At 64.2% G+C, this 26,574-nt stretch carries 14 protein-coding genes; 9 read left to right on the top strand and 5 right to left on the bottom strand.

Annotated elements, in window-relative coordinates; all coding sequences use genetic code 11:
• Positions 1–34: 34 nt before the first annotated feature.
• Positions 35–1,687, bottom strand: coding sequence for an alpha-glucosidase family protein (locus AB7849_RS10200; protein ID WP_008212978.1), 1,653 nt, complete (start codon positions 1,685–1,687; stop codon positions 35–37).
• A gap of 436 nt (positions 1,688–2,123) precedes the next feature.
• On the opposite strand from AB7849_RS10200, the gene AB7849_RS10195 reads away from it, so the two are divergent.
• The 9 genes from AB7849_RS10195 (at position 2,124) to AB7849_RS10155 (ending at position 21,225) form a co-directional block, all read left to right on the top strand.
• On the top strand, positions 2,124–5,102 hold the full coding sequence (locus AB7849_RS10195; RefSeq protein ID WP_369501038.1) for a TonB-dependent receptor: 2,979 nt from the start codon (positions 2,124–2,126) through the stop codon (positions 5,100–5,102).
• Between the two features lie 116 nt (positions 5,103–5,218).
• A complete protein-coding gene (locus tag AB7849_RS10190; RefSeq protein WP_008212979.1) occupies positions 5,219–6,736 on the top strand; it encodes a tryptophan halogenase family protein in 1,518 nt (505 codons plus the stop codon).
• A 111-nt stretch (positions 6,737–6,847) separates the two neighbouring features.
• Complete coding sequence (locus AB7849_RS10185; RefSeq protein WP_008212981.1) at positions 6,848–8,320, top strand: alpha-amylase family glycosyl hydrolase; 1,473 nt, start codon at positions 6,848–6,850, stop codon at positions 8,318–8,320.
• A gap of 209 nt (positions 8,321–8,529) precedes the next feature.
• The gene (locus AB7849_RS10180) at positions 8,530–10,926 is read left to right on the top strand and encodes a TIM-barrel domain-containing protein (protein ID WP_008212983.1); all 2,397 of its coding nucleotides are present in this window, start codon (positions 8,530–8,532) and stop codon (positions 10,924–10,926) included.
• A 143-nt stretch (positions 10,927–11,069) separates the two neighbouring features.
• A complete protein-coding gene (locus tag AB7849_RS10175) occupies positions 11,070–13,175 on the top strand; it encodes a glycoside hydrolase family 13 protein (RefSeq protein ID WP_008212985.1) in 2,106 nt (701 codons plus the stop codon).
• A gap of 196 nt (positions 13,176–13,371) precedes the next feature.
• A complete protein-coding gene (locus tag AB7849_RS10170; protein ID WP_369501037.1) occupies positions 13,372–15,546 on the top strand; it encodes an alpha-L-rhamnosidase-related protein in 2,175 nt (724 codons plus the stop codon).
• A gap of 127 nt (positions 15,547–15,673) precedes the next feature.
• A complete protein-coding gene (locus AB7849_RS10165; RefSeq protein ID WP_008212986.1) occupies positions 15,674–16,252 on the top strand; it encodes an RNA polymerase sigma factor in 579 nt (192 codons plus the stop codon).
• A 5-nt stretch (positions 16,253–16,257) separates the two neighbouring features.
• Positions 16,258–17,292 (top strand): FecR family protein, encoded by a 1,035-nt coding sequence (locus AB7849_RS10160; RefSeq protein ID WP_092705076.1) that lies wholly within the window; start codon positions 16,258–16,260, stop codon positions 17,290–17,292.
• A gap of 888 nt (positions 17,293–18,180) precedes the next feature.
• Positions 18,181–21,225, top strand: coding sequence for a TonB-dependent receptor (locus AB7849_RS10155; protein WP_369501036.1), 3,045 nt, complete (start codon positions 18,181–18,183; stop codon positions 21,223–21,225).
• Positions 21,226–21,445: 220 nt separating this feature from the next.
• Here the strand turns inward: AB7849_RS10155 and AB7849_RS10150 are convergent, their stop codons facing one another.
• The 4 genes from AB7849_RS10150 to AB7849_RS10135 all read right to left on the bottom strand — a co-directional run bounded on the left by AB7849_RS10150 (position 21,446) and on the right by AB7849_RS10135 (position 26,368).
• Entirely contained in the window at positions 21,446–23,878 is a 2,433-nt protein-coding gene (locus tag AB7849_RS10150; RefSeq protein ID WP_008209417.1) for a S9 family peptidase, read from the bottom strand.
• A 297-nt stretch (positions 23,879–24,175) separates the two neighbouring features.
• Positions 24,176–24,742 (bottom strand): hypothetical protein, encoded by a 567-nt coding sequence (locus AB7849_RS10145; RefSeq protein ID WP_139201771.1) that lies wholly within the window; start codon positions 24,740–24,742, stop codon positions 24,176–24,178.
• 1 nt (position 24,743) lies between these two features.
• Positions 24,744–25,724: an RHS repeat domain-containing protein gene (locus AB7849_RS10140; RefSeq protein WP_081491715.1), complete on the bottom strand. Its 981-nt coding sequence runs from the start codon at positions 25,722–25,724 to the stop codon at positions 24,744–24,746.
• A 248-nt stretch (positions 25,725–25,972) separates the two neighbouring features.
• Positions 25,973–26,368, bottom strand: coding sequence for a hypothetical protein (locus AB7849_RS10135; protein WP_139201772.1), 396 nt, complete (start codon positions 26,366–26,368; stop codon positions 25,973–25,975).
• Positions 26,369–26,574: the final 206 nt, after the last annotated feature.

Genomic DNA, 26,574 nt, shown 5'->3' with positions numbered 1-26,574 from the left:
CGGGGGCGAACGATGAAAACTTCAACGAACCGCATCAAGCACGCCCGGGTTCGATGATCTGTCGCTGCGCGGCATCGAGCCGCGCGAATACCGAGCCATACCCGGGAAGGTACAGGCGTCCGTTCTGCACGCGCCCTGGTGGCAAGCCATGGCCGTCGAGCAAAGGCAGCGCGCCGTCAAGCGGCAGATCCATCACCGCGTCGTGTTCGGACAAGTTGAACGCCACCAGCAACGCGTCGTCGCCGCAGCTGCGCATGAAGGCGAGAATCGGCTCGGCGGTTTCGAGGAAGTGGATATCGCCGGTCCGCAGCGCGGGTTGCGCATGGCGCCAGCGCATGAAGGTGCGGAAGCCCTGCAGCGCGGACGCCGGATCGATTTCCTGGCGTGCCACCGCCAGCGCGCGATGTTCCTGCGGCACCGGCAGCCACGCCGAGCCGCTGCTGAAACCGGCCAGCGGATCGTCGGTCCACGGCATCGGCGTGCGACAACCGTCGCGGCCCTTGAATTGCGGCCAGAACGCGATGCCATAGGGATCGCGCAGCGCTTCGTACGGCACGTCGGCCTCGGTCAGGCCCAGCTCCTCGCCCTGGTACACGCAAACCGAACCGCGCAGCGAGCACAGCATCGCGGTGAGCAGATTGGCCAGCGGCGCGGACGGGCGACCACCGCCCCAGCGCGTCAGCACGCGCTCGACGTCGTGGTTGGAAATGGCCCAGCACGGCCAGCCCTCGGTCATCTGCGCTTCCAGCGTCTGCACCGTGCCGCGGATGTAGGCGGCGCTGAAATCGTCGGTGAGCAGCTCGAAGCTGTAGCCCATGTGCAGGCGACCGCGGCGGGTGTATTCAGCCATCGTCGCCAGCGAATCCTCCGAGGAAATTTCACCCAGCGCGGCGACGTCGTCGTAGCGATCCATCAACGCACGCAGCTCGCCGAGGAAGGCCAGGTTCTCCGGCTGCGTGTTGTTGTAGTAGTGGTACTGGAACGCGTAGGGGTTGTCCGGACTGAAACCGCGGCCCACGCGCTTGTCCTTCGGCTTGGGCGGGTTGTCGCGTAATTGGGTGTCGTGGAAGCAGAAGTTGATCGCGTCCAGGCGCAGCCCGTCCACGCCCTTGTCGAGCCAGAACTTCACGCCGTCCAGCACGGCGGCACGCACGTCCGGATGATGGAAGTTGAGATCCGGTTGCGAGGTCAGGAAATTGTGCAGGTAGTACTGGCCACGGCGCGGTTCCCATTGCCACGCGCTGCCGCCGAACAGCGACAGCCAGTTGTTCGGCGGGCCGCCATCGGCTCGCGCATCGGCCCACACGTACCAGTCGGCCTTCGGGTTGTCGCGGCTTTGCCGGCTTTCGCGAAACCACGCGTGCTCGGCCGAGGTGTGGCTGAGCACCTGGTCGATCATCACCCGCAAGCCCAGCGCATGCGCCTTGGCCAGCAACCGATCGAAGTCAGCCAGCGTGCCGAACAACGGATCCACGTTGCGGTAATCGGCGATGTCGTAGCCGAAATCGGCCATCGGCGAAGTGAAGAACGGGGCGATCCAGATCGCGTCGACACCGAGCCCGGCCACATAGTCGAGGCGCTCGATGATGCCCGGCAGATCACCCACACCGTCACCGTCGGTGTCCTGGAAACTGCGCGGGTAAATCTGGTAGATGACGGCTCCGCGCCACCACGATGCATCGGTCATTGAACGTGTCCCCACGACATGAAGCGGGCGCATTTGGCCGCCCGTCGTTGAATGTCGATCAGCTTAGCCGCAGCCCCATGACGACCAGCACGGGTATGCATACGTATTCATTCGTGCTGCGGTTGCGTCATGCGCACGCAGGTCTCGCCCAGGTCGCACTCGCGCACCGCGCCCGCATGTCAAGTCCTGCCATGGCTCGCGCCGCCGATGCCCGATTGCGCGACACGTTGTGCTGCACTGCGATAAACGCGGTTTGTTGCCCACCATGAATACGTATGCAGAAAATGCTTCACTGCGGAAAGCCCGGCCTACCATGCGATCACGCCGCCGAAAACCATTTGGCAGCGCACCTGCCGACGGTCGTCGCCGACGGAAGCGCGGGGGAGTCCAGCCAACAAGATCGACGGCGACACACTTTTTGCGGGAGGGGAACACAATGGTTCTGAAACATAACGTGCTGGCGACGGCTGTCGCTTCGGTCTGTCTCGGCATGTGCGCCGTGGCCAATGCCGGAACCGCGCCGCTGGCCAGCCAGCAGCAGGACACGCAGACGACGTCGTCGTCGAACACCAAGACCGACAACAACGGCAAGTCCGACAAGACCACCGACAAGCGCCAGCCGCAGAAGATGGCGGCCGTGCAGGTGAACGGCTTCGTCAGCAGCATCGAGAATTCGACCGCGCTGAAGCGCAACGCCAACACCATCGTCGAGGCGGTGTCGGCCGAACAGGTCGGCAAACTGCCCGGCGTGAGCATCGCCGACACCCTGGGCCGCCTGCCGGGCCTGGCGGTGCAGACCGTCGACGGTCGCCCGCAGGTGCTGACCATCCACGGCCTCGGCCCGGATTTCTCCACCGCGCTGATCAACGGCGGCCAGCAGGTCAGCACGAACAACAACCGCGACGTGGCGTTCGACCAGTACCCGTCGAGCTGGTTCGACAACGTGGTGGTGCATCTCTCGCCGGAAGCCAACCTGATCGGCCAGGGCTTGGCCGGCACGGTGGACATGCACACCATTCGCCCGCTGGACAAGAGCGGCCCCGAAGCCGCGGTGAATGCCAAGTACATCGGCAACAGCATGTCCGAGCTTTCCCCGGGCAAGGGCGTGAGCAACCATGGTTACAACGTCAACGGCGTGTGGGTGAGCCAGTTCGCCGACCACACCATCGGCGTGACCCTGGGCGTGGACCTTGAGAACAATCCGTCGCAGATCGAGCATCAGGCACCGTGGGGTTATCCGACCGACAGCAACGGTGACTACGTCATCGGCGGCTCGAAGAACTACGGCATCACCGACTCCATGAAGCGCAACGGCTTCCTGGCCACCGTGCAGTGGCAGCCGAACGAGTTCTACACCGGCACCATCGACATCACCGCCGACAACTTCAAGGAAGTGCAGCAGGCCAAGGGCATGGAGCTGCCGCTGGGCTACGGCCCCGATGGCATGACGTACCTGACGCCCGGCACGGTTTCCCGTGGCTTCGTTGAAAACGGCACCTATGACCACGTCAACCCGGTCATCCGCAACGATTTCAACAGCACCACGGCACGCGTCTACAACTTCAACTGGGACAACAAGTTCCACATCAACGAGAACTGGTCGGCCGACCTGGACGGCAACTACTCGCGCGCCACGCGCCGTGACGTGAACCTGGAAAGCTATTCCGGCACCGGCTACTACTACGGTCCGAATGCGTACTACAAGGTCGACCCTGTTACTGGCAACGGCAGCGTCACCGGCAGCCCGCACGCGCCCAGCGGCAGCTTCGGCTTCAACGAGCTCGGCAATGGCATGCTCTACGTCGATCCTTCGATGAATTACGGCAGCGGCATGGTGCTGACCGATCCGCAAGGCTGGGGCGCCGGCAACAAGGTGGTGCAGGAAGGCTTCATCAACGCACCGCACACCGTCGACTACCTGGCCAACCTGCGCCTGAGCGTGGAACGCGACTTCGTCAGCGGTCCGTTCTCCAGCTTGCAGTTCGGCGCGAGCTACGCCACCCGCAACAAGACCTACAACATCGACCAGAACTTCCTGACCCTGGGCGGTGGTTCGTTCAGCGCAACGAACACGCCGGTGCTGTCGGCGCCGTTCAGCGGCAGCAGCTGTGCACCGCTGGCGTGGATGGGCATCGGCTCGATGCAGTGCTACAACCCGTTCTCGCTGATCGCCAACGGCACGCTGACCGAGGTGCCGGTGTTTATGTCCTCGCTGCCGTTGCCGCCGAACTGGAAGGTGCGCGAGCGTGACCTGAACCCGTACGTGCAGCTCAACATCGACACCTATCTGGGCGGCATCAGCCTGCGCGGCAATGTCGGCATGCAGGTGGACCACACCAACCAGACCTCGACCGGCGAGCGCGTAGCTCCGGGCAGCGATGTCACCGGCGGCCACACCGACCTGATCCCGGTCTCGGGCGGCACCAGCTACACCCGCTACCTGCCCAGCGCCAACCTGATCTTCGGGCTGACCGACAACGACGACCTGCGCTTCAGTGCGGCCCGCACCATCGCCCAGCCGCGCATGGACCAGATGAACGCCAGCCAGAACGTGAGCGGCAACATCACCCACCTCGGCTCCACCGATCCCAACCAGGCGTTCTTCAGCTCCAACGGCGGCAACGCCAAGCTGCTGCCGACCAAGGCCGACAACTACAACATCAGCTACGAGCACTACTTCTCCGGCCCGGCCTCCGGCTACCAGTGCAACTCCGCCGACCAGAAGAACTCCGACCTGTGCCGCAGCGGTGGCGGCGGTGGCTACTTCGCGGTCTCCGGCTACTTCCTCGAACTGAGCGACTACATCGATCCGAACGCGTCCTACCTGTACGACTTCAGCGCGTTCGTGCCGTCGTACCTGACCCCGGCGCAAGCGGCCACGCTGGGTACCACGCAAGGCATCGTCTCCGGCCCGACCAACGACGGCCACGGCTACGTGAAGGGCGCCCAGGTCACCTTGAACCTGCCGTTCAACCTGATCGCCCAGCCGCTGGACGGCTTCGGCGTGATCCTCACCGGCAACCGCACCAAGAGCTCGCTGGTGTACGGCAACAACCCGTCGCCGATCACCGTGCCGGGCCTGTCGAAGTGGGTTGCCAACGGCACGCTGTACTACCAGCATGCGGGTTTCGAAGCCCGCATCAGCGACAGCTACCGTTCCAGCTTCCTGGGTGAGGTGTCCGGCATCAGTTCCTCGCGTATCGAGCAGACCTTGAACGGCGGCAGCACCTACGATGCACAGGTGAGCTACAGCTTCGAACACGGTTCGTTCAAGGGCCTGACCCTGATCGCCACCGGCTCGAACCTGTCGAACAAGATCTTCACCACGTACCAGAACAACGATCCGCGCCAGACGCAAACCTGGGAACGCTACGGTCGCACCTACTCGCTGGGCGTTTCCTACAAGTTCCAGTAAGCGCTTTATCGAAGTGTCTCCCCTGGTGCCCCGCTGTGTGCTTTCCAGCGGGGCCTTTTTTTCACGGTCCTGCCGCCGGACCATCGGTGGCAAGGCAACCACGACGGAAGAGGCCCATGAGCGACGATCCGCACGATTCCCGCATCCGCCACGTGGTGATCGTCGGTGGCGGTACCGCCGGCTGGATGACTGCCGCGCTGCTGGCCAAGGCACTCGGCCGTCGCGTGCAGATCCGCCTGATCGAATCGGAACAGATCGGCATCGTCGGCGTGGGCGAGGCAACCATTCCGCAAATCCGCCACATCAACGCCTTCCTCGGCATCGATGAGGACGACATGCTGCGCGCCACCCACGGCACCTTCAAGCTGGGCGTGCAACTGAACAACTTCGGCCGGCTCGGCGATTCCTATCTGCATGCCTTCAGCGATATCGGCCTGCCGCTGGGGCTGATCGGCTTCCATCACTACTGGCTGCGCAAGCGCGCGAGCGACCCCGCCAACGACCTGTGGTCGTATTCGCTCAATACGCAGACGGCGAACGAACACCGCTTCGGCCGCATGGACAAGGTCGGCAGCAGCCCGCTCGGGGGCATCAAGTACGCCTACCATTTCGACGCCGGACTGTACGGCCAATACCTGCGCCAGCGCTGCGACCCGCAGGTGGTGCAGCGCATCGAGGGCAAGGTGGTCGACGTGCAGCTGCGCGAGGTCGACGGCTTCATCGAATCGGTGCGGCTGGAAAGCGGCGAGCGCATCGCCGGCGACCTGTTCATCGACTGCTCGGGTTTTCGCGGCCTGCTGATCGAAGGCGCGCTGCACACCGGTTACGAAAGCTGGCAGCACTGGCTGCCGTGCGATCGGGCGATGGCCGTGGCCAGCGCACGCACCGAACCCTTGTGGCCGTACACCCGTGCCACCGCGCGCACGGCAGGCTGGCAATGGCGGGTGCCGTTGCAGCACCGCACCGGCAATGGCCTGGTGTATGCCAGCCAGCATCTCAGCGACGACGAAGCCAGCGCGATGCTGCTGGCCAACCTCGACGGCGAAGCACTGGGCACGCCGCGTCCACTGCGCTTCACCACCGGCATGCGACGCAAGGCGTGGCAACGCAACTGCGTAGCGCTGGGTCTGGCCGCCGGTTTCATGGAGCCGCTGGAATCCACCAGCATCCACCTGATCCAGTCCGGCATCAGCCGGCTGCTGGCGATGTTCCCGGATCGCCACTGCGACCCGGTGCTGGTGGACGAGTACAACCGGCAGACCCGCTTCGAATACGAAAGCATCCGCGATTTCCTGATCCTGCATTACAAGGCCACCGAGCGCGACGACACCCCGTTCTGGCGGCAGTGCGCAAGCATGGATATCCCGCCCACGCTGGCGCGCAAGATCGAGCTGTTCCGCGGCCACGGCCAGATTTTCCGCGAGCACGAGGAACTGTTCACCGAGGTGGCGTGGTTGCAGGCGATGATTGGTCAGCACATCGAACCACAGGCCTATCATCCCTTGGCCGATGCGCTGGACGAGACCCAACTGGACGCGTTCCTCGGCGATATCCGTACCCTGGTAGGACGTGCCGCCGGCAGCCTGCCCGATCATGCGCGCTTCGTCGCCGACCATTGTCTGACCCGCACCTGAAGAGATCCCGACATGCCTTCACGCCGATGCCTTGCCTCCCTCGCGCTTGCCACGCTGCTTGCCACAGCGGCGCCCCTGGCGGCAGAAAACTCCGCGCCAAGTGTCCCCGCAGTGACGGCGAAAGCCCCGTCCGGCGTGTGGTACGAGATCTTCGTGCGCAGCTGGTACGACACCAACGGCGACGGCATCGGCGACTTGAACGGCGTCACCGCCAAGCTCGATTACCTGAAATCGCTGGGCGTCAGCGGCATCTGGCTGATGCCGATCAACCCCTCGCCCAGCCATCACGGCTACGACGTCACCGACTACTACGGCATCAACCCGCAATACGGCACGCTGGCCGACTTCCGCCATCTGCTGAGCGAAGCGCACCAGCGCGGCATCAAGGTCATCATCGACATGGTGATCAACCACAGCGGCAACGAGAACCGCTGGTTCAAGGCCGCGCTCGATCCAAAAAGTCCGTACCACGACTGGTACACCTGGGCGAACAAGTACACCGACCTGGCCAGCGACAGCGTCACCGGCAGCACGGCCTGGCATGCAGCAGGCAACGCCCATTACCTCGGCATCTTCGCGCCGACCATGCCCGACCTGAACTACGACAACCCGGCCGTGCGCGCCGAGATGATCAAGGTGGGCCGGTTCTGGTTGAAGCAGGGCGTGGACGGCTTCCGCCTCGACGCCGCCCGGCACATCTACGAAAACTTCGCGTGGGACGTGGACGACCCCGCCGCGCAGGCGAAGAACTTCGCCTGGTGGAACCAGTACCGCCGCGGCCTCGACGCGGTGAATCCGCACACCTACCTGGTCGGTGAAGTGACTCGCGACCGCGCCAGCGAACTCGCGCCGTGGCTGAAGCCGCTGGACGCGGTGTTCAACTTCCCGCTGGCCAAGCAACTGATCGCCGCGGCGAAAAGCGAACGCAACCTCGGTCTCGGCCCCACGCTCGACCGCACCTACGCCGCCTACGAGGCGGTCGGCGGCGCGGCGATCAAGGATGCGCCGTTCCTGTCCAACCACGACCAGGAACGCGTGATGAGCCAGCTCGACGACAACCCGCAACACATGCGCACGGCCGCCGCGATGCTACTCACCCTGCCCGGCGAGCCGTACATCTACTACGGCGAGGAACTCGGCACGCAGGGCAGGAAACCCGATCCTGACCTGCGCCAGCCGATGCGCTGGCAGCGCTCGCCAACGGCGCAGGGCGAGACCACCTGGGAAGCCGGCAACCCGGCCAACGGTGCCGATGTTTCAGTCGCGGCCGAACAGACCGATTCGCAGTCGCTGCTGCACCTGTATACGCGACTGATCCACTGGCGCAGCGAAGTACCCGCCTTGCGTGATGGCGGTTTCCGCGCGTATCCGGAAGCCAGCGATCATCTGGTCGCATGGGAACGCACCGCGCCGCACGGCACCGTGCTGGTGGTGCACAACCTGTCCGGCCAGACGCAAACGATGGCTTTGGACGTCCCTGGCCGACCGCACTTTTCCCGTGTGCTGAAACAGACCGGCCCCGGCGCCACGATCCGCGTCGACACGCTGAGCGTGCCGGCTTATACCAGCGTGGTGCTGCAGTGATCGGGCGGGATGCATCAATGCCCCCCGGCCTCCGACGCCGTCATTCCGGCGCAGGCCGGAATCCAGCGACTGCATGGCTTGAGCAGGCGTGGTCGCTACTGGATCCCGGCCTGCGCCGGGATGACAAGCATGAAAAGCGATTGCCACCTCGTGCGGGAGCCGATTGCCGCCACCGCGAAGCCTCCACTCACCAGCGAGCCCACATCCCCATGTCCTCCAGCATTCTCCGCACCACCACACGCCGCACACTGACCACCGCACTCGCCACCGGCCTGCTGCTTGCCGCTCCGGCCCTGTTCGCCACCGCAGCCCCCACCGCTTCGGCCATCCACGCCGACACGCAAGGCGTCGCCTTCCGCCTCGGCAGCGAACACGTGTCGATCCGTTTCGATGGTGCCGGCGTGGTGCACGTGCAGGCACTCCCTGCCGGCGCCAGCGATGTGCATACGCTGGTACTCGACCCGCATGCGAAACCCGTCGCCGCATCCGACGCGAAGGTGCATGACGACGGCACCACGCTCACCCTCACCAGCGAGCGGCTGGTAGCGATCTGGCACAAGCAGGCCGGCACACTGGAACTGCAGGACGCCCAGCACCACTTGCTGCTCACACTTGATCTCGCCGCGCTGGCCAAGGGTCAGGTCCAACTGACGCACGCCACCGACGACGCGCTGTACGGCATCCACGGCTACGACAAGGACGAGAACGCTTCCGCCGGCCTGCTGCGCAACGGCACGCAAGTGGCCAAAGCCGGCGAGCAGGGTTTCGCCGGCGCACCGTTCGTGTGGAGCACCGCCGGTTATGGCGTGCTGGTGGACAGCGACGGCGCAACCTACGCGATCAAGGACGGCCACATCGCCATCAGCGGCTTGTCCAAGTCGGCGATGGACGTCTACCTGATGGCCGGCGATCCGCCGCAACTGTTCGGCGAACTGGCGAACCTCAGCGGTCACGCGCCGTTGTTCCCGAAGTGGTCGCTGGGCTTCATCAACAGCCAGTGGGGCATCGACGAGAAAGAATTCCGGCAGATCATCGCCACCTATCGCGGCAAGCACATTCCGCTGGATGCCTTCACCTTCGATTTCGACTGGAAGAACTGGGGCAACGACTGGGGTGAGTTCAGCTGGAATCCGGTGAAATTCCCCGACGGTCCCACCGGCAAGCTGAAGGCCGACATGGACAAGCTGGGCGTGCACATGACCGGCATCATGAAGCCGCGCGTGCACGTGAATACCGTCGAGGGCCATTACGCCACGGCGCACGATTTGTGGCTGCCCGGCGAAAAGGTCAGCAACGACTATTTCTCGCACAAGCCGGTGAAGGATCTCGATTTCGACAAGCCGGCCACGCGCGCATGGTTCTTCAACAGCGCGCTGAAGCACAGCTTCGACACCGGCATCGTCGGCTGGTGGAACGACGAGGCCGACACCACCAAGAGCGACACCCAGTTCCTCAACATGCAGCGCTCGATCTACGACGGCCAGCGCGCGTATTCCAACCTTCGCGTGTGGTCGATCAACCGCGACTTCTGGCTCGGCGCGCAACGCTACGCCTACGGCCTGTGGTCGGGCGACATCGACACCGGCTTCAAGAGCATGGCCGCGCAGCGCCAGCGCATGCTCAGCGCGATCAGCGTGGGCGAGATGCAGTGGGGCATGGACGGCGGCGGCTTCAACGGCCATCCGTCGGACGAAAACTACGCGCGCTGGATCGAGTTCGGCGCGTTCACCCCGATCTTCCGCGTGCACGGCACCTTCGGCCAGAAGCGCCAGCCGTGGACATACGGCCCGATCGCCGAGAAGGCTGCGACCAAAGCCATCCGCCTGCGCTACAAGTTGCTGCCGTACATGTACGCCTACCAGCACCAGGACCACACGCACGGCGTCGGCCTGGTGCGGCCGCTGGCCTTCGCCTGGCCGCATGATGCCAAGGTGCGCAACGACACCAGCGCGTGGTTGTTCGGCCAGTGGCTGCTGGTCTCGCCGGTGGTGCAGCAGGGCCAGACGGTCAAGCACATCTACCTGCCCGCGGGTCGCTGGACCGACTGGTTTACCGGCAAGGTCTACGCCGGCGGTCAGACCATCGCGGTCACGGTCGACGCGAAGAACTGGCTCGACATTCCGCTGTTCATCCGCGACGGCGCGATCATCCCCACCTGGCCGCCGATGGACTACGTCGGCCAGCATCCGGTGACGACGCTGAGCGTGGACATGTTCCCCGCCGACCATGCCACTCACTTCGACTATTACGACGACGATGGCGACACCTACGCCTACGAGCACGGCGCGTACTTCAGCCAGAAGCTGAGCCTGCAGCGTAGCGGTGATGCGGTGCATGTCGATATCTCCGCCAGCAATGGCAGCTACGCGCCGGCATTGAAGTTCTACCTGCTGAAGATCCATGGCGCGCAGGCGAAGAACGTCACCGACCACGGCCGCCCGCTGCCCGCGTTCGGCAGCCTCGATGCACTGACGAAGGCCAACGGCGAAGGCTGGGCGCACGGCCACGATCGCTACGGCGAAGTGACCTGGGTGCGGGTGGCGGCAGCGAAGGCGCAGGACGTGGTGCTGACGTCCAAGCACGAACACGGACAAAGTTCCAAATGAAATGAGTCGTCATCCCAGCTTGACCAGCCCTTCGGCTGTTGAGAGCCACTGGGATGACGGCCTGTGCGATACGCCGGCCGTGACCGGCAAAGCGTCCATGCACACATGGATCGGGTTTCACCCAACCTTGGAGGAAGACTTCGATGCGCAACGGCAAGACGACTTACCCGCACTACCGCACCCTCGCCCTGGGTCTGTGCCTGGCCCTGGGTATGCTGCCGCTGGGCGCGAGCTTCGCGGCCAGCAACGACAACAACGTGGAATGGGCCGGCCTGTTCCACGACCAAGGCCCGCTGTACGACAGCAACCCCGAACCCAGCGCGACACAGGCCGTCACGCTCACCCTGCGCACCTACAAGGGCGACATCACCAGCGCCAACATCAAGTACTACGACAGCGCCGACAGCCAGTTCCACTGGGTGGCGATGCACTGGACGTCCAACGACGCCACCGGCAGCTTCGACCTGTGGCAGGGCACGATCCCGGCCAGCGCGTCGGAGAAGTACTACCGCTTCCAGGTCAACGACGGCAGCAAGACCGTGTGGTACGACGCCGAGGGCCCCTCGGACACTGAGCAACCTTTCGGCGATTTCTTCATCGTCCCCGGCTTCAGCACACCGGACTGGATGAAGAACGGCGTGATGTACCAGGTCTTCCCCGACCGTTTCTTCGACGGCGACCCACGCAACGATGTCGCCAACGGCCAGTACACCTATCACGGCTGCGCCACCGAACAGCACGCCTGGGGCAGCAGCGTGTTCCCCCGCGTGGGCGGCTGCAACACCGCGGTATTCTTCGGCGGCGACCTGCAAGGCATCATCGACAAGCTCGGTTACATCAAGCACACGCTGGGCGCGGACATCCTCTACCTCAATCCGATCTTCCAGTCGCCCACCGACCACAAGTACGACACGGCCGACTATTACCGGGTCGACCCCACGTTCGGCAGCAATGCCACTCTGGTGCGCCTGATCCACACCATCCACGACCACCGCAACGGACGGCGCGGTTACCTGGTGCTGGACGGCGTGTTCAACCACACCGGCGACAGCAACCCGTGGTTCGGCGAAACCCATCCACGCGACCTGCCGTCAGGTCAATCCGGCCTTGCACTCGCCACGCCGGCATGGCGGCGGCCCGGCCACGCTGGCACATGGCGCCACTGGCCATCCTGGCGACAACCGCCTGGCGCCTACCAGTCGCAGTCCAGTCCCTGGTACGACTACTACACCTTCCAGCAGTGGCCCGGCACCTACAGCAATTTCCTGGGTGTCGCCAGCATGCCCAAGCTGGACTACGGCGCCAGCGGCTCGGCGGTGCGCGAACAGATCTACGGCAGCAGCACTTCGGTGATGCAGACCTACCTGAAATCGCCCTACGGCATCGACGGCTGGCGGCTGGACGCGGCGCAATACCTCGACGCCGGCGGCGGCAACGGCAGCGACGCCACCAACCACCAGATCATGCAGGAGATGCGCACGGCGGTGAAATCGGTGAACGCCAACGCCGACATCGTGGGCGAGTTCTGGGGCGATGCCTCGTCCTGGCTCGACGACGGCAAGGAGTGGGACGGCGCGATGAACTACAACGGCTTCACCCAGCCGGTGTCGGAATGGATCTGCGGCGTCGACGAGGGCGGCAACAGCGCCGCCATCCCCACCAGCCAGTTCGACAGCTGGCTGCGCGGCACCCGCGCCGACCTGCCCGGCGACGTGCAGCAGGTGATGACCAACTTCCTCGGCAGCCACGATACCTCGCGCTTCGCCACGCGCTGCGGCGGCGACATCTGGAAGACCTACCTGGCGCTGATCTTTCAGATGACCTACGTCGGCACGCCGACGATCTACTACGGCGACGAGTACGGCATGCAAGGCGGGGCCGACCCGGACAATCGCCGCACGTTCGACTGGTCGCAGGCCACCACCACCAATGCCGCGGTGGCGCTCACGCAAAAGCTGATCGGCATCCGCAACGCGTACCCCGCGTTGCGCACCGGCTCGTTCATGACACTGCTCACCGACGACACCAACCACCTCTATGCCTTCGGCCGCTTCGACGCGAGCAACCGTATTGCCGTGGCGCTCAACAACGACTCGGTGACGCATACGGTGACAGTGCCGGTATCGCAACTCAGCGTGACCAACGGCAGCACGCTCACCGACCTGCTCAGTGGCAATCAGTACACCGTAAGCAACGGCAACGTGGTCGTGAGCGTGCAGGGACATTACGGCGCGATACTTGCGCAATGATTCCCGCTGTCATCCCGGCGCAGGCCGGGATCCAGTAACGTCAGGGATAGGTTGTCGCCAAAGCCACATGCCCTGCTACTGGATCCCGGCCTACGCCGGGATGACGAGCAAAGAGCTGTGTTGACGGAACGCAGCCCAATCAACAGGAAACACAGACGATGCAGATGACACGAACCCATTCCACGAGGCGCCCACCATGCTGACAGTCGCCCTCCTTGCCACCGCCCTGGCCACTACGCCATCCATCCACGCCGATTACCTCGACTGGCACAGCCAGCGCGCCGCCATCACCGCGAACGCCGACGGCAGTTACGTGCTGAACGGGCCGGCCGGTGAGCGGCGCATTCCTGCGTCGACGGCGACCGTGCAGACGGCCAGCCCGCTGTTCGACGGCTTGTTCGCGATGGCACAGGACGACCTCAAGCGCGACTCGGTCACCTCGATCAAGGACGGCGCGTTCGACAACGACCAGCCGATGCCTTGCCACTGCTTCGAGACCGGTGCGAGCTGGCATTACGTGTGGACGCGCGATCTGTCCTACTCGGTCGACCTGGGGCTGTGGCGCTTTGACCCGGCGCGTTCGCGCAACGGGCTCGAGTTCAAGCTGTCCGGCGTGCGTGACAAGAACGCACCGGCAGGTCTTTACCCGATGCAGGACACCGGCTCCGGCGGCAGTTGGCCGATCAGCACCGACCGTATCGTGTGGTTCCTGGGCGCGCGTCATCTGCTCAATGACCACGCCTTTGCCGACAAGACCTGGCAGGCGCTGAACGACACGCTGGCGCAGGATCGCCGCTACATCTTCGATCCGGCGATGGGCCTGTACCGCGGCGAGACCTCGTTCCTCGACTGGCGCCAGCAGACTTATCCGGAGTGGGCGGCCAGCGACGTCACCTTTATCGGACACTCGTTCGCACTGTCCACCAACGTGCTGCATTACGACGCGTTGCGCCTCGCCGCACGTCTGGCGACGCAGCACCACGATCCGCGCGCGGCCACTTATGCGGCGCAGGCCGATGCGCTGAAAAAAGCGATCAACGCGTACTTCTGGCGCGCCGATCGCGGCATGTACATGAGTTACATCGGCGGCAATGGCATGCCGGTGGAAGCCTATGACCTGCTCGGCCTGTCGCTGGCGATCACCAGCGGCGTGGCCGACGAGGCACGCGCGCGTTCCTCGCTGACGCACTATCCCGCGTGGCCCGCCGGCAGCCCAGTGATCTGGCCCGAGCGCGCCGACCAGCCGATCTACCACAACCGCGCGATCTGGCCGTTCGTCAGCGCCTATGCCTTGCGCGCGGCACGCATCACGCAGCAACCCGAGCTGATCGCGCACGAACTGCACTCGCTGCTGCGTGGCGCCGCGCTGGCCGGTTCGAACATGGAGAATTTCGACCTGGTGACGCAGTCCACCCATGTCGACGACGGCAAGCTGAGCGGACCGGTGGTCGACTCGAAGCGGCAACTATGGTCGGTGGCCGGCTATCTCGACATGGTCAGCGAGGGCGTGTTTGGCCTGGAAGACAACGGCGAGGTGAAGCCGGAGCTGCCCGTCTCGCTGGTGCCGCTGTTGTTCGGCACGCATGGCCGCATCTCGCTGAAGCTGCCCGGGCGCAGCATCACCCTGGTGCGTCCGGCCGCGCTGGACGGCAACCTGCTGGTGGCCGATCGCACGACGCAGGATGGCCAGCACACCACGGTGACGCTGAAGGCAATCCACGTCGCCAGCTCGCCGCTGCGCACCGATGCACCCACCTACGCGCCACCCACGCCCGCCGCTCCCGTGGTGGTCCGCGACGGCACGCACTGGCAGGTGCACGGCGACGGCGTGTTGTACGTCAATGGCCATCGCCACGGCACCATCCACGGCCAGCTGGCGCTGCCGTGGTCGCCCGCGCAGCAGTGCTTCAACCTCACCCACGTCGGCAAGGACGGCGTGGCTTCGCTGCCCAGTCCGACCACTTGCGTCGGCGATACCGCCAGCATCAGCGGCACATGGCCGCGCACCTGGACCGCGCCCTCCAGTGGCCGCTTCCGTGCGTGGCTGGACTACAGCAACCACCACGGCTCGATCGAAACCGGCGTCACCGCCGCGGTGAAGTGGCTGCACGTGAGCTGTGCCGGCAGCGCGCCGCAGGACACTCTGCTGGTGATGCCACACAGCGTCGGCCAACAGGCCTCCACCCCCGGCAGCTTCACCGCACAGGCCGGTGCGCATTGCACGTTCGCGCTGAAGCAGGGCTTCAACATGAGCGATCTCGCGCATTTCGCGCATTACACCGGCGCTGGCGGCAGCGCCGGTCCGTTGAACGAGGCGGACTACGACGCATTGCATATTGTCGCGCTGCCGAAAGACGCGGCCACGCCCTGAACCGGCGGCGCAGGAACGGGCCGGCCACCGTTCCTGCGCCCGGTTCGCGGGAAGCGCCGATTGTGACGGTTGCGTGTCACCCCCCATTTGCCGCACATTGCCGGGACGGGTGAGGGAAATATCGGGGATGCACGCCAAGTGGGACCAAGTGTCGATTGAGCCGCCGCCAGCGCCGGCCGACGGAGCGCGCGCGATCGCCGAGGCTTTCGACGCCTTCGTGCGCGAGCAGCGGCGCCCGTTGCTGCACTTCCTGCGCAGTCGCACGCCCACCGAGCAGGATGCCGAGGACGTGCTGCAGGAAAGCCTTGCCCGGCTGTTGCGCTATCGCGACAGCGAAGCGCCGGCAGGCTGGAAGCCATTGCTTTACCGCATCGCCGCCAACGTGGCGCACGACCAGCGCCGCGCCGCCACCAGCCGGCACAGCGGCGACCACGTGACGCTGGACGACCTGGATCTCGCCGCCGATGACCGTTCGCCTGAGCAGCGCGCCGACTGCGACCAGCAGCTGGCGCGCCTCAGCGAGGCGATCATGGCCTTGCCGCCCAAGTGCCAGCGCGTCTACCTGCTCAAGCGCGTCTACGGCTTCAGCCGTACGCAAATCGCCGAACGCTGCGGCATTTCGGTGAAAATGGTCGAAAAGCACATCACCACCGCCATGGCCTTGCTGAAGCAGAAGGTAGGCGATTCCTTCCCGGATACGTTCTAGCAGGCATGGACAGACACTCCGAACAACGCGAAGCCGTACCCGGCGCTGCCGAGCGCTGGTACGCGCGCCTGCTCGAAGCGGACTGTCCGGACGCCGATCGCGCCGCCTGCGCCCGCTGGCGCGCCGCCGATCCCGCCCACGAAGCGGCCTGGCGCGAGCTGGATCGCCTGTGGCAACACAGCGCCACCGCAGCCCGCCACCCCGCCGTGGCCGCTGCCGCCCTGCGCGCCCTGCACTACACGCCGCCCGCGCCGTGGTATCGCCGCCAGGCATGGCTGTGGCCGGCGACGGCGGTCGCGGTGGCCGCGGTGGCGGTGCTGGCCATCCTGCCGCACTGGCGCGCCATCGCACCCGCGCCGGGCACCACCTACAGCACCGCCATCGGCCAGCAGCGCAGCGTCAATCTGCCGGACGGCACCACGGTGACGCTCGATACCCAATCCAGCCTAGTGGTGCGCTACGACGCACATGAACGCAGCGTCGACCTGCTGCGCGGCCGCGCCCAATTCAGTGTGCGCGCCAACCCGCAGCGGCCGTTCGTGGTGCACGTGGGCAACGGCACCATCACCGACGTCGGCACCGTGTTCCAGGTACGCACCGACAAGGACTGCACCGGCATCACCCTGATCGAGGGCGAACTGGATATCGCCGCCAGCGCCCCCGATCACGCCACCGAGCGGGTGTCGCTGCACAGTGGCAAGCAGCTCTGGTTCGACCGCAGCGGCCACATTTCGCCGGTGCAGCCCGCCGACCTGCAGGCCGCCGAAGGCTGGACCGAGGGCAAGCTGTTCGTGCACGACTGGAAGCTGCCCGACCTGCTCGCCGAAATGAACCGCTACAACCGCACCCAGGTCAGCATCGGCGACCCCGCGCTGGACGCGATCCGCATCAGCGGCGTGTTCGACAGCCACGATCCGCACACCATGCTGCAACTGCTGCAACGCGGCTGGCCCATCCGTGCCCGGGCCGACGGCAGCCACCACGTGGTCCTGCTCAATGCTGCCCGGAATCAACGGGCAGCAAGACCCCAGAAGCTTTGATACAACAGCGCTGGCAAGCCGACTCTCGAAGACAGGCCCCATTTGGCGAACCATCAATAATCGCCTCATGGTCGCGGTGTGTGGCTCTTCCAACCCTTCGAGAAGCGGCGCGCGACGGAGGATCAGGCCCGCAGGGTGACCGGCAGGGATGCCGGCCAGTTCGACGCCAGGGCAGGAAGCCCTGTCGGCGAACCCCCGCAGTCGCGCGCGGACCCGCCGGCTCGTAGAGCCGGTGGGCGCGAACGCAGGGTGTCCCTCTTTTGGTTCCGTTTTCTCGGACAAGCGAGAAAATGAACCCGGCCGCCGGCAGGCGGGCGGAACCTCCGTCACCGCAGGTGGCGGCAAAAGGCCGAGAGCACTTCAGTCAAAATTGATGTGGCCCAAAACGTTCCGGACAGGAGTCGTCGTGCTGGCCACTCGCCAGCGGTAGCGTGATCCACATCACGCTTTTCGACATTTCCGGGTAGGGGTTTTCCCGCGGCATCCGTTTCAACCCGGGACGATGCCGCTACGTACCCGGTGCGCATGGATTGCGGAACGCCTACGCCTGCATGGATATGGCATCGTCGGTTTTACCTCGGGCGCGCGGACAACCGCCCCGACCCTGCGTGACCCTCCACTCGCACCGTGTTCCGGATCGACCCAGCCGGTGTCGGCAGCGCCTCGCGACGCCCGCAGCGGCGACCCTCCACTTTCCCGATCCCCGCCGCGGCTCGCTTCACCTACGCCGCGTGTCCTGCCCGTATGATGGCCCGGTTCGGGGAATGAGGGCGCGGGCATCGAACAGCGTCCGCTTCCGCATCTGCACGTCGGGGGAACCGCGGAAACCGCATGTTGGCCATGTGCAAAAGAACTCGTGGGCGCGGGCCATCGGCTCCTACCCGGCCAATGCTGTGGGCGCTGGCCGCTGCCATCGTGTGCCTGCCATGCACTGCCGCACTGGCAGCACCGTCGCGTGCGGCCCAATCCGCGCCACCGCTGCATGCCTATGCGATTGCGCCCGGCGCGCTGGGCCACGCACTCGATTCGCTGGCCGCGCAAGGCGGCGTGCAGGTGGCCTACGCACCCGAACTGATTGCCGGCAAAACCACACGCGGGCTCAGCGGCCGTTTCACCCCCACCGCCGCATTGAAACGATTGCTCGACGGCACCGGCCTGCGGTGGAACGCGCTGGGCCCGGCCAGCTTCGTGCTGATGCCGGCCGACCACGCGCCCCAACGCACGGTGCATGCGCTGCCGTTGCGGCCGGCCAGCGACGACGCATCCACGCTGGCCACGGTCAACGTCAGCGGCGCGCTGATCGGCGATGCCCGGGTGCAGACCGCCACGCCGGTATTCACCATCACCGCCGCGCAGATCGAAGCGCGCGGCTTCAGCAGCGTGTCGGACGTGCTGCGCAACAACGTGTTCGCCACCGGCTCGGTGCAAGGGCAGCAGGAGGCCGGCTCGTTCACCCAGGGCGCGCAGCCGATCAGCCTGTTCGGGCTCGGCCCGCAGTTCACCCTGATCCTGGTCGATGGCAAGCCGATCGCGCAGTACGGCCGCCCCTACAACGGCAGCAACAATTTCATCAGCGTGGCCAACCTGCCGTTGTCGCTGATCGACCATATCGACGTGATGGCCGGTGGCGGCTCGGCGATCTACGGCTCGCAGGCGATCGGTGGCGTCATCAACATCGTCACCCGTTCGCATCTGGACGGCGGCGCGGTGTCGGCACGCATGGGCGGTTATGCCGACGGCGGCGGCGCCAGCCAGCGCATGACTTTCGCCTGGGGCCACGACAGCGGCCGGCTGCACACCCTGGCCGCGCTGGAGTTCGCCAATGCCGAACCGATCTGGGGCTACCAGCGTTCGCTGACCTCCGGCACCGGACCGCAGGGCGGCTCACCGCCGCTGCAGGCCGGCATCCTCGACTACGGCACGATCGCCACGTTCACCGGCTATCCGCAAGGATTCCTTGCCCCGCCGAACGGCTGCGACCAGGCCCTCTACGGCCACAGCACCCGGCTCGCCGGCACCAGCGCGAGCCGCCAGTATTGCGGCTCGTCCACGCTCGGCGGCTACCGCACCTACAGCAACGACACGCGCAGCTATGACGGCTTGCTGAAACTGCGCTACCGCGCCAGCGACAGCGTCCGGTTGTACGCCGACGCGATGTGGGACTGGCAGGAACAACGCTGGTATCCCGGCGTGCCGGGCTGGGATGCCGACGACCTGCCCGGCGGCGTGATCGAGGATGCCGCCAGCGGCCATATCCTCTATCCCGAAAAATACTTCGCGCCGGAAGAAATGCCGAACGGTGTCTTCGGCCAGATGTACCGCCAGCGCGACGTGCTGTACCAGGCCGACCTGGGCGCCAACGGCCGCTTCGGCGCCTCAGACTGGACCTGGGACATCTACCACCTGCGCAGCGGCGACCACGCACGGGTGGAGGAGCCATTGCTGATCGCGCCGCTGATCAACCACTTCTTCAGCACCTTGCTGGGCGCGACCGGCAACATCGATCCGGTCACCGGCCTGCCGCTCTACCGCACCGATGCGGCGGCCTTTTTCGATGGCGTGTCGCCGGCCCAATACGCCGGCTTTGCGCGCGATGTCGGCGAAACCAGCAACACCGCCCTGCACGATACGCGCCTCACCATCGGCAACACGGCCTGGTTCGAGCTGCCGGGCGGCAACGCCAGCCTGGCTGCGCTGGTCGAAGCCGGCGGCGAATCGTGGCAGGAGCCGATCAATCCGTTGTTCGCCGACCATGCGGTGTTCGAGCACGCGGCCTCGGGCGGCGGCGGCCGTCGCGCGCACGCGGCGACGGCGTTCGAGCTGAACCTGCCGCTGTTCAAGCCGCTGACGCTGGACCTGTCCGGGCGCTACGACCGCTACGACAGCGACCGTACCCGCGGCAACCACCATTTCACCTATCGCTTCGGCGTGGAATACCGCCCGTTCCACTCGCTGCTGCTGCGTGGCAACTACGCCACCTCGTTCAAGGCGCCGGACCTTTCGTCGCTGTTCCTCAGCCCGTCGAGTTACTACACCCAGGTCACCGACTACTACGCATGCGCGAAGGATGGCGCGTCAAGTTGCGACGCCTACAGCAACGGCGTGCGCGGCACCTTGCTGGCCAACCCGACGCTGCGCCCGACCACGGCCAGCAGCTGGACCGCCGGTGCCGCCTGGTCGCCCACCGAGCGCGTGAGCGTGAGCGTGGATTACATCGACATGGCCATTCGCAACGAAGTCGTCGAACAGGATATCGACCAGCTGACCTACGACGACGCGCGCTGCCTGCTCGGCCAGCTCGACCCGGCTTCGGCGCAATGCCAGGCGTTGACCAATCCGACCACCGGCCAGGTGCAGCGCGCCGGGACCGATGGGCCGATCACGGCCCTCGTCACCAGCTATGCCAACCTGTCCAGCGAAACGATACGCGCGATCTTTGCCTCGCTTCGCTACCACTTCGTACCCACGCGCTTCGGCAGCTTCGGCCTGCAGCTGGACTACAACGATCTGCTCAACCACGAATTCCGCTTCGAAGCCGGCACGCCATCGGTGCGGCAACTGGCCAACCCGCAGTCCAGCACCGAATTCAAAAGCATGTTCACCGGCGCGCTGGACTGGACCAGCCCTGGCCGCCGCTGGACCAGCACCTTGTACGCCCGCCGCGTGGGTTCATCGCCAAACTATGCCGCCATCCTGGGCGGTGCCAGCCAGCCCGATGCCGGACGCCTGCGTCCGTGGATCACCTTCAACGGCAGCATCGGCTACCAGGCCACGCGCCACCTGCGCTTCGCGCTGATGGTCAACAACCTCGCCAACAAGATGCCGCCACGCGACGCCAGCTACACCGACGCGCCGTACTTCAACGACGAGAACTACGACGTCTACGGGCGCCAGATCATGCTGCAGATGCGGATGGCTTTTGATGCACGTTGAGCGCATCGCCATTGATGCCATATCTTTTTACGTATCCGCGATCATGCGCAGCGCACACCGGCACGACACACTTGCTCGTCATTCCTGCGCAGGCAGGAATCCAGTAGCCGCATGGCCTGAACAGGCGTGATCGCTACTGGATGACCAGACAGCCGTCTGTTGAAAAGCGCTTCCGGCCTGCGCCGGGATGACGAGGGTATTCGAGGCTCGCGATTCCCGGTCAGTGCACCGGCTTCACGTAGGTATTGAACAGCTCGTCGATGCGGCGGTATTCGTCATACCAGTCGTCGGCGTGCTTGAAGCCGTGGCGTTCCAGCGGGTACAGCGAGATCCAGAAGTTCTTCTTGTGCAGTTCGACGAAGCGCTGGTACAGGCGGATGGAATCGCTGGCCATCACGTTGTCGTCGATCAGGCCGTGCTCGATCAGCAGCGGATCCTGCAGGTTCGCCGCGTATTCGATCGGCGAGCTGGTCTTGTACGCCTCGGGATCGAGCTGCGGGTCGTTGAGGATGTTCGCGGTGTACTCGTGGTTGTAGGTCATCCAGTCGGCCGGCGCACGCAATGCGGCGCCGGCGGCGAACTGGCCCGGCGCGCGCAGTATCGCCATCTCGGTCATGAAGCCGCCGTAGCTGCCGCCGTACACACCCACGCGCTTCGGGTCGACGCCGTGGTGCTTGACCAGCCACGCCTTGCCGTCGAGCAGGTCTTCCAGTTCCGGATGACCCATGTTGCGGTAGATCGCGTCGCGCCAGTCGCGGCCGTAGCCGGCCGAGCCGCGGTAATCCATGTCCAGCACCACGTAGCCCTGCTGCACCAGCAGGTTGTGGAACATCTGTTCGTGGATGTAGTAGGTCTCCTGCATCGATACGTCCTGCAGGTAACCGGCGCCGTGGATGAAGATCACGGCGGGACGCGAATCCGGCGCGTCGGTCTCGTTGGCCGGGCCGTAGTACTTGGCGTAGACCACGCCGGCACCGTGCGAGGACGGCACCTGCACGAACTTCGGTTCGATCCAGTGGCGCGCGGTGAAGCCGGGCTTCATGGTGTTGGTCAGTTCGCGCGGCGTGCCTCCGGCCGCGTTCTGCACGGCCAGCTGATCGAGCATGTACGGCGCCGAATGCAACACGGCCAACTGCTGGCCGTTGGGCGACAGGGCGAAACCGTCCACGCCCTGGTACTGCGTGAGGCGGGTCAGCGTGCCGCCGTCGGAGGGCACGCGATAGACGTCGTAGCTGTACGGCGCCACCTTGTTGGCCAGCAGGTAGAACCACTTGCCGTCGGCGCTGAGCTGCGGCTGGCTCACTTCGAACTTGCTGCCGCCGGCAATCTCGCGCGCCTTGCCGTCCAGCGACTTGGTGTACAGCCGCGACCAGCCGCTGGCTTCGCTGAGGTACCACAGCGTGCGGCCGTCCTTCAGCCAGCCGAAGTCGTTGAAGCTCCAGTTGATCCAGGCGTGGTCGTGCAGGTGATCCTGCGTCACCAGCGCGTGCTTGTCGAAGTCGACGGTGGCGATCCAGCGATCCTTGTTGTCGATCGCGCGCAATTGCACTGCGGCCTCGTGGCCGTCGTCACTCCACACGATGCCACCGCCGCTGCCCTCGTTGGCCATGGTGACCGGCCGCACCGCCGGCGCCTTCAGCGCCTTGGCCTGGTCGTCCTTGCCGGCCTTCTCCAGCGCGGCCACGGTCTGCGCGCGGATCGCCTTCAACGGATCCTCCTTGATGCCCGGCAGGCCGTCGGTCTTCAGCGGCCAGATCTTGTGCGCGGACAGGTCGAGCAGCAGCAGCGACTGCGGCGCCGGATCGTTGCGGCCCACGTAGGTGCGTGCCTTCTGCACCTCGGTGTAACCCGAATCGGTGACGTAATGGATCACGTCCGGCGCCTTGCCGTCGTCGGCGTGCGCGGGCTTGGTGATCACCAGCATCCAGCGGCCATCGGGCGACAGCTCGGTATCCACCGCGGCGACCTTGTCGCCCAGCCAGAATGGCAGCGGCGCACGGGTGGGATCGGCCTGCTCCAGCGCCTTCTTCCGCGCCAGCTCGGCGTCCTTGTCGGCCTTGATCTCGCGCAGCGTCTTGAACAGGCGCAACTGCTCCGCGGCCAGCGCATCAGGCTGCTTCGTCTGCGGATTGTCGGCAAACTTCAGGATCGCCGCGGGCGAAGTGACGCCACTGGCAAGATCGTAGACGTACCAGTCATTGCCGTCACGGAACTGCAGCGCGTGGCCGTCGGCGGAAAACTGCGGCGCGGATTCGCGCTGCGGCGTACGCGTAACCTGCACGCGACGACCACTGGCCAGATCCACCAGGAACACGTCGCCATGCAGCACGAACGCCGCATGCTGATGCGCGCGGTCATACACCGCCGGACCATCGGCCTGCGCCATCGCCGCCGGATCGAGCTTCGTCGCCGCACCACCGGCCGGATCGACGCGATACAGATCGCGCACCGAACTGCCGTCACGCTTCAACGCGTAATACAGGTTGCGCCCATCCACGCCCCAATACGGACTCTCCACCGCCTGCCCGATCCAATCCGGGCTGGCCATGATGGTTTCCATAGTCAGCGGCGCCGTGGCCGGCGCCTGCTCCGCCATCGCGGCAGCAGGCAACACGGTGAAGGCAATCAAGCCGGCAAGCAGCAATCGACGCATGGGAATTCCCCGCAGCAAAAGGAATCAGGATAACCGAGCGGGGCGGGAGTACGGCCGGCCTGTGCCGAAAGTCAGGGGCTGATAAATGTCTGCTCGAAGCCCCGTCTGACGCATACCGGGAGCGGGTTGTTCGCAACCCGCGTGGCGAGGATGCAATGATGCCGTCATCGCGAGCGGCCTGCCTGGACATCAAGGCAACCGGACTGGAGCTTGTCCCGAGACACGCTATCACGAAATACAGCTCGCTACCGAATCCGAGACGGACGTATCAGATCGTGGCGGCGCCACACATCATTGTTATTTACCCCATTCCTTTACACAGGGAAGAAACGCTGGACCGGAAGGGCTGAAATAAAGCATGTCATTCATACGCCAAGATGGAGCATCCGCGTAAAACCTTTCACCCACAGCCACATGAGTATCTCCAATATTGTAAGCAATACTATCGATGCCTTTTCCCTTAAGCTCTGAAAAACCATATCCCACACCATTCCCAAAGTTCGATTGGATCACATCACCTTCCGAGCCTTGATCGTATCCATTCCATTCGACCATGAAGCTCCCAACTCTCCAACTACGCATGGGCGGCATATAACATAGTTTTGGTGTTATAAATAAAATTTTTCCACCATAAACAAAACAGTTAAAATTTTCATTCGAGCAATCATGTGCCTTATAAAACACCCCACCAAGCCATAAACCCTCGGTTGATACTTTGATAGTCGCACCGTTTCTATTTTTAAATACCGTTGGAACCGTATGAGTGAAGCCTGTCAGTGCGCCGTGATCATGGCGATCACAACCGTATATACAGACGACATACAATACTATTTGAAATATTTTCAGAACGCGATAAATCGACATATCAGAAGCACCCATATTCTATGGCAGAACAAAGGAATGGCGCTTGTACAGAACTAGCAATCACGCTACCAACAGTACTTGCTTTTTGTTCGCGCTCAATATATTCAGGGCTACGAATAGGCGCATCACCGTACATCCGCGTCATCTGCAATCCCGCAGGTGTAATATGCCCAAACTCGTGAAATATCTCCGTTGCCACACTGGAGCTAACCTGATACCCCAAAACTCCTTGCGGCTCCAATGCCGTATGGCCAGGCACCGCACCCCCAACCCCTCCATTACTACTCATATATGTGCCATTCGAGACTATCGAGAAATGCTGCCCATTCCACAGCGCCTTGATCTGCTTACCTGTTAAGTGGCCAATGGCCTCAGTTCGATGGCGGGAATTTTTTGTGAAGACCGAGTACGATTTTCCATCAGATAGCGCATTGATAGCCTTGTCGTATTTATTTAACACACCCTCTACCGCCCTCCTTGCTGCCTGCGCCTGCTTGCTTTTAGTAAGCGATGGATCGACATCAACCTTGCAGCCACCACCATCCTTCTTACTGTAATACTCCGCACACCGTCCACTTGGGTCTGTATATCGCAACGGATTACTGTTGGCATACGCATACCGATTGAAACTGAACACATCTCCCGGGCTTACCCCCACCTGGTCCGGGCTCAGGAATCGCCCGCCACTCGGGTCATCGTACCGCTGCTGCATGTAGACGAGCCCCGTCTCCGGGTCGTTCACATGCCCCGTATACCCCGGTCCATTCGGCGCCGTGCCCAGCGCGATGCTGCCATACGGCGAGTAGTCGAACCGGGCGATGATGTTACCCTGCGCATCGGCCTCGGCCAGCGGCGTGCCTTGCGGGTCGGTGTACACATACGTCACCGTGCCGGCATGGGCCATGGCGACCACAGCCCACAGCAGCAAACTGGCAGTTATCGACCACCACGAACGATGCGCGTTTCGACAGATCGTCTTCATGGCGTGCCCTCCTTCTCCAGCGCCGGCGCCCCGTTGCACTTGAAGTTGTCCGGCTGCACCCCGTTCACCTTGGCCGCCGCCATTTCCGAGCACCACCGTCACGTTTTCCGAGCCCCGCCAGCCCGAGCACCCCGACGCGTTACACACCTCCACCCGATACGTAAAAGCCCTTACGACGGCGGCCCCACCAAATGCAACGATGCTAGACCTGACCCTGAGCTCCGCTCTCGTGAAGGTGGTGGGCAAATTCAATATTTGTTGGCGTCTGCGGCTTTTACGAATTTATCAAGCACCTCATCGTCGATATAGAAAGGTGCCAATAGATTCGATGCGAGCGAGCATTTTTCCGCATAATCCATCTTTTGCCAGCGTGAAGACTTGACTGCCCTATCTAAGGCTATACGCCACTCTCTTCGATCCTCATCTACTACGAGCCACTTATCCCAGCTCTCAGGACTAAGACCAGCCGGCAAATCGGCCGAACGTATGGCTTTGATAACGTTTCTGTGGATATCAGCCAGACGAGGGCTACCCGAAACACCGGGATCATTTGGTACGTCGCAGAAGCGTGACTCCATCAGACCCTTGTGAAGGGCAAGTAAATCGTAAGTATCCGTCAAGGTAATTGATTTATCAGTTGTCATTCTCTTTTACCGTAAGATTCGCTTGCCTACCATCTCGAACTGCTCCTTGGTGCACCAATTCATTAGGCTGACTATCCGGTCTTAAACCAGCACCATCCTTCATATTGATCTCAACAACATGTGAGCCCTTAGCAGGCTGTTGAGAAACTCTCGCCCGAGCCGACTGTCATAGGCTCGATCAATCGCAAGGCTTCCCCTCGATGCGC

This window comes from Rhodanobacter sp. FW021-MT20 (genome assembly GCF_041107475.1).
In the GTDB taxonomy this organism is placed as follows: Bacteria; Pseudomonadota; Gammaproteobacteria; order Xanthomonadales; family Rhodanobacteraceae; genus Rhodanobacter_A; species Rhodanobacter_A glycinis.
This window is presented reverse-complemented; position numbering and strand designations above follow the sequence as displayed.

Excerpts from the sequence above, each read along its gene's own strand:
- AB7849_RS10175 (WP_008212985.1), top strand. The coding sequence starts at position 11,070 with ATGCGCAACGGCAAGACGACTTACCCGCACTACCGCACCCTCGCCCTG.
- AB7849_RS10200 (WP_008212978.1), bottom strand. The coding sequence starts at position 1,687 with ATGACCGATGCATCGTGGTGGCGCGGAGCCGTCATCTACCAGATTTAC.
- AB7849_RS10195 (WP_369501038.1), top strand. The coding sequence starts at position 2,124 with ATGGTTCTGAAACATAACGTGCTGGCGACGGCTGTCGCTTCGGTCTGT.
- AB7849_RS10160 (WP_092705076.1), top strand. The coding sequence starts at position 16,258 with ATGGACAGACACTCCGAACAACGCGAAGCCGTACCCGGCGCTGCCGAG.
- AB7849_RS10150 (WP_008209417.1), bottom strand. The coding sequence starts at position 23,878 with ATGCGTCGATTGCTGCTTGCCGGCTTGATTGCCTTCACCGTGTTGCCT.
- AB7849_RS10180 (WP_008212983.1), top strand. The coding sequence starts at position 8,530 with ATGTCCTCCAGCATTCTCCGCACCACCACACGCCGCACACTGACCACC.
- AB7849_RS10170 (WP_369501037.1), top strand. The coding sequence starts at position 13,372 with ATGCTGACAGTCGCCCTCCTTGCCACCGCCCTGGCCACTACGCCATCC.
- AB7849_RS10155 (WP_369501036.1), top strand. The coding sequence starts at position 18,181 with ATGCTGTGGGCGCTGGCCGCTGCCATCGTGTGCCTGCCATGCACTGCC.
- AB7849_RS10135 (WP_139201772.1), bottom strand. The coding sequence starts at position 26,368 with ATGACAACTGATAAATCAATTACCTTGACGGATACTTACGATTTACTT.
- AB7849_RS10140 (WP_081491715.1), bottom strand. The coding sequence starts at position 25,724 with ATGAAGACGATCTGTCGAAACGCGCATCGTTCGTGGTGGTCGATAACT.
- AB7849_RS10145 (WP_139201771.1), bottom strand. The coding sequence starts at position 24,742 with ATGTCGATTTATCGCGTTCTGAAAATATTTCAAATAGTATTGTATGTC.
- AB7849_RS10190 (WP_008212979.1), top strand. The coding sequence starts at position 5,219 with ATGAGCGACGATCCGCACGATTCCCGCATCCGCCACGTGGTGATCGTC.
- AB7849_RS10165 (WP_008212986.1), top strand. The coding sequence starts at position 15,674 with ATGCACGCCAAGTGGGACCAAGTGTCGATTGAGCCGCCGCCAGCGCCG.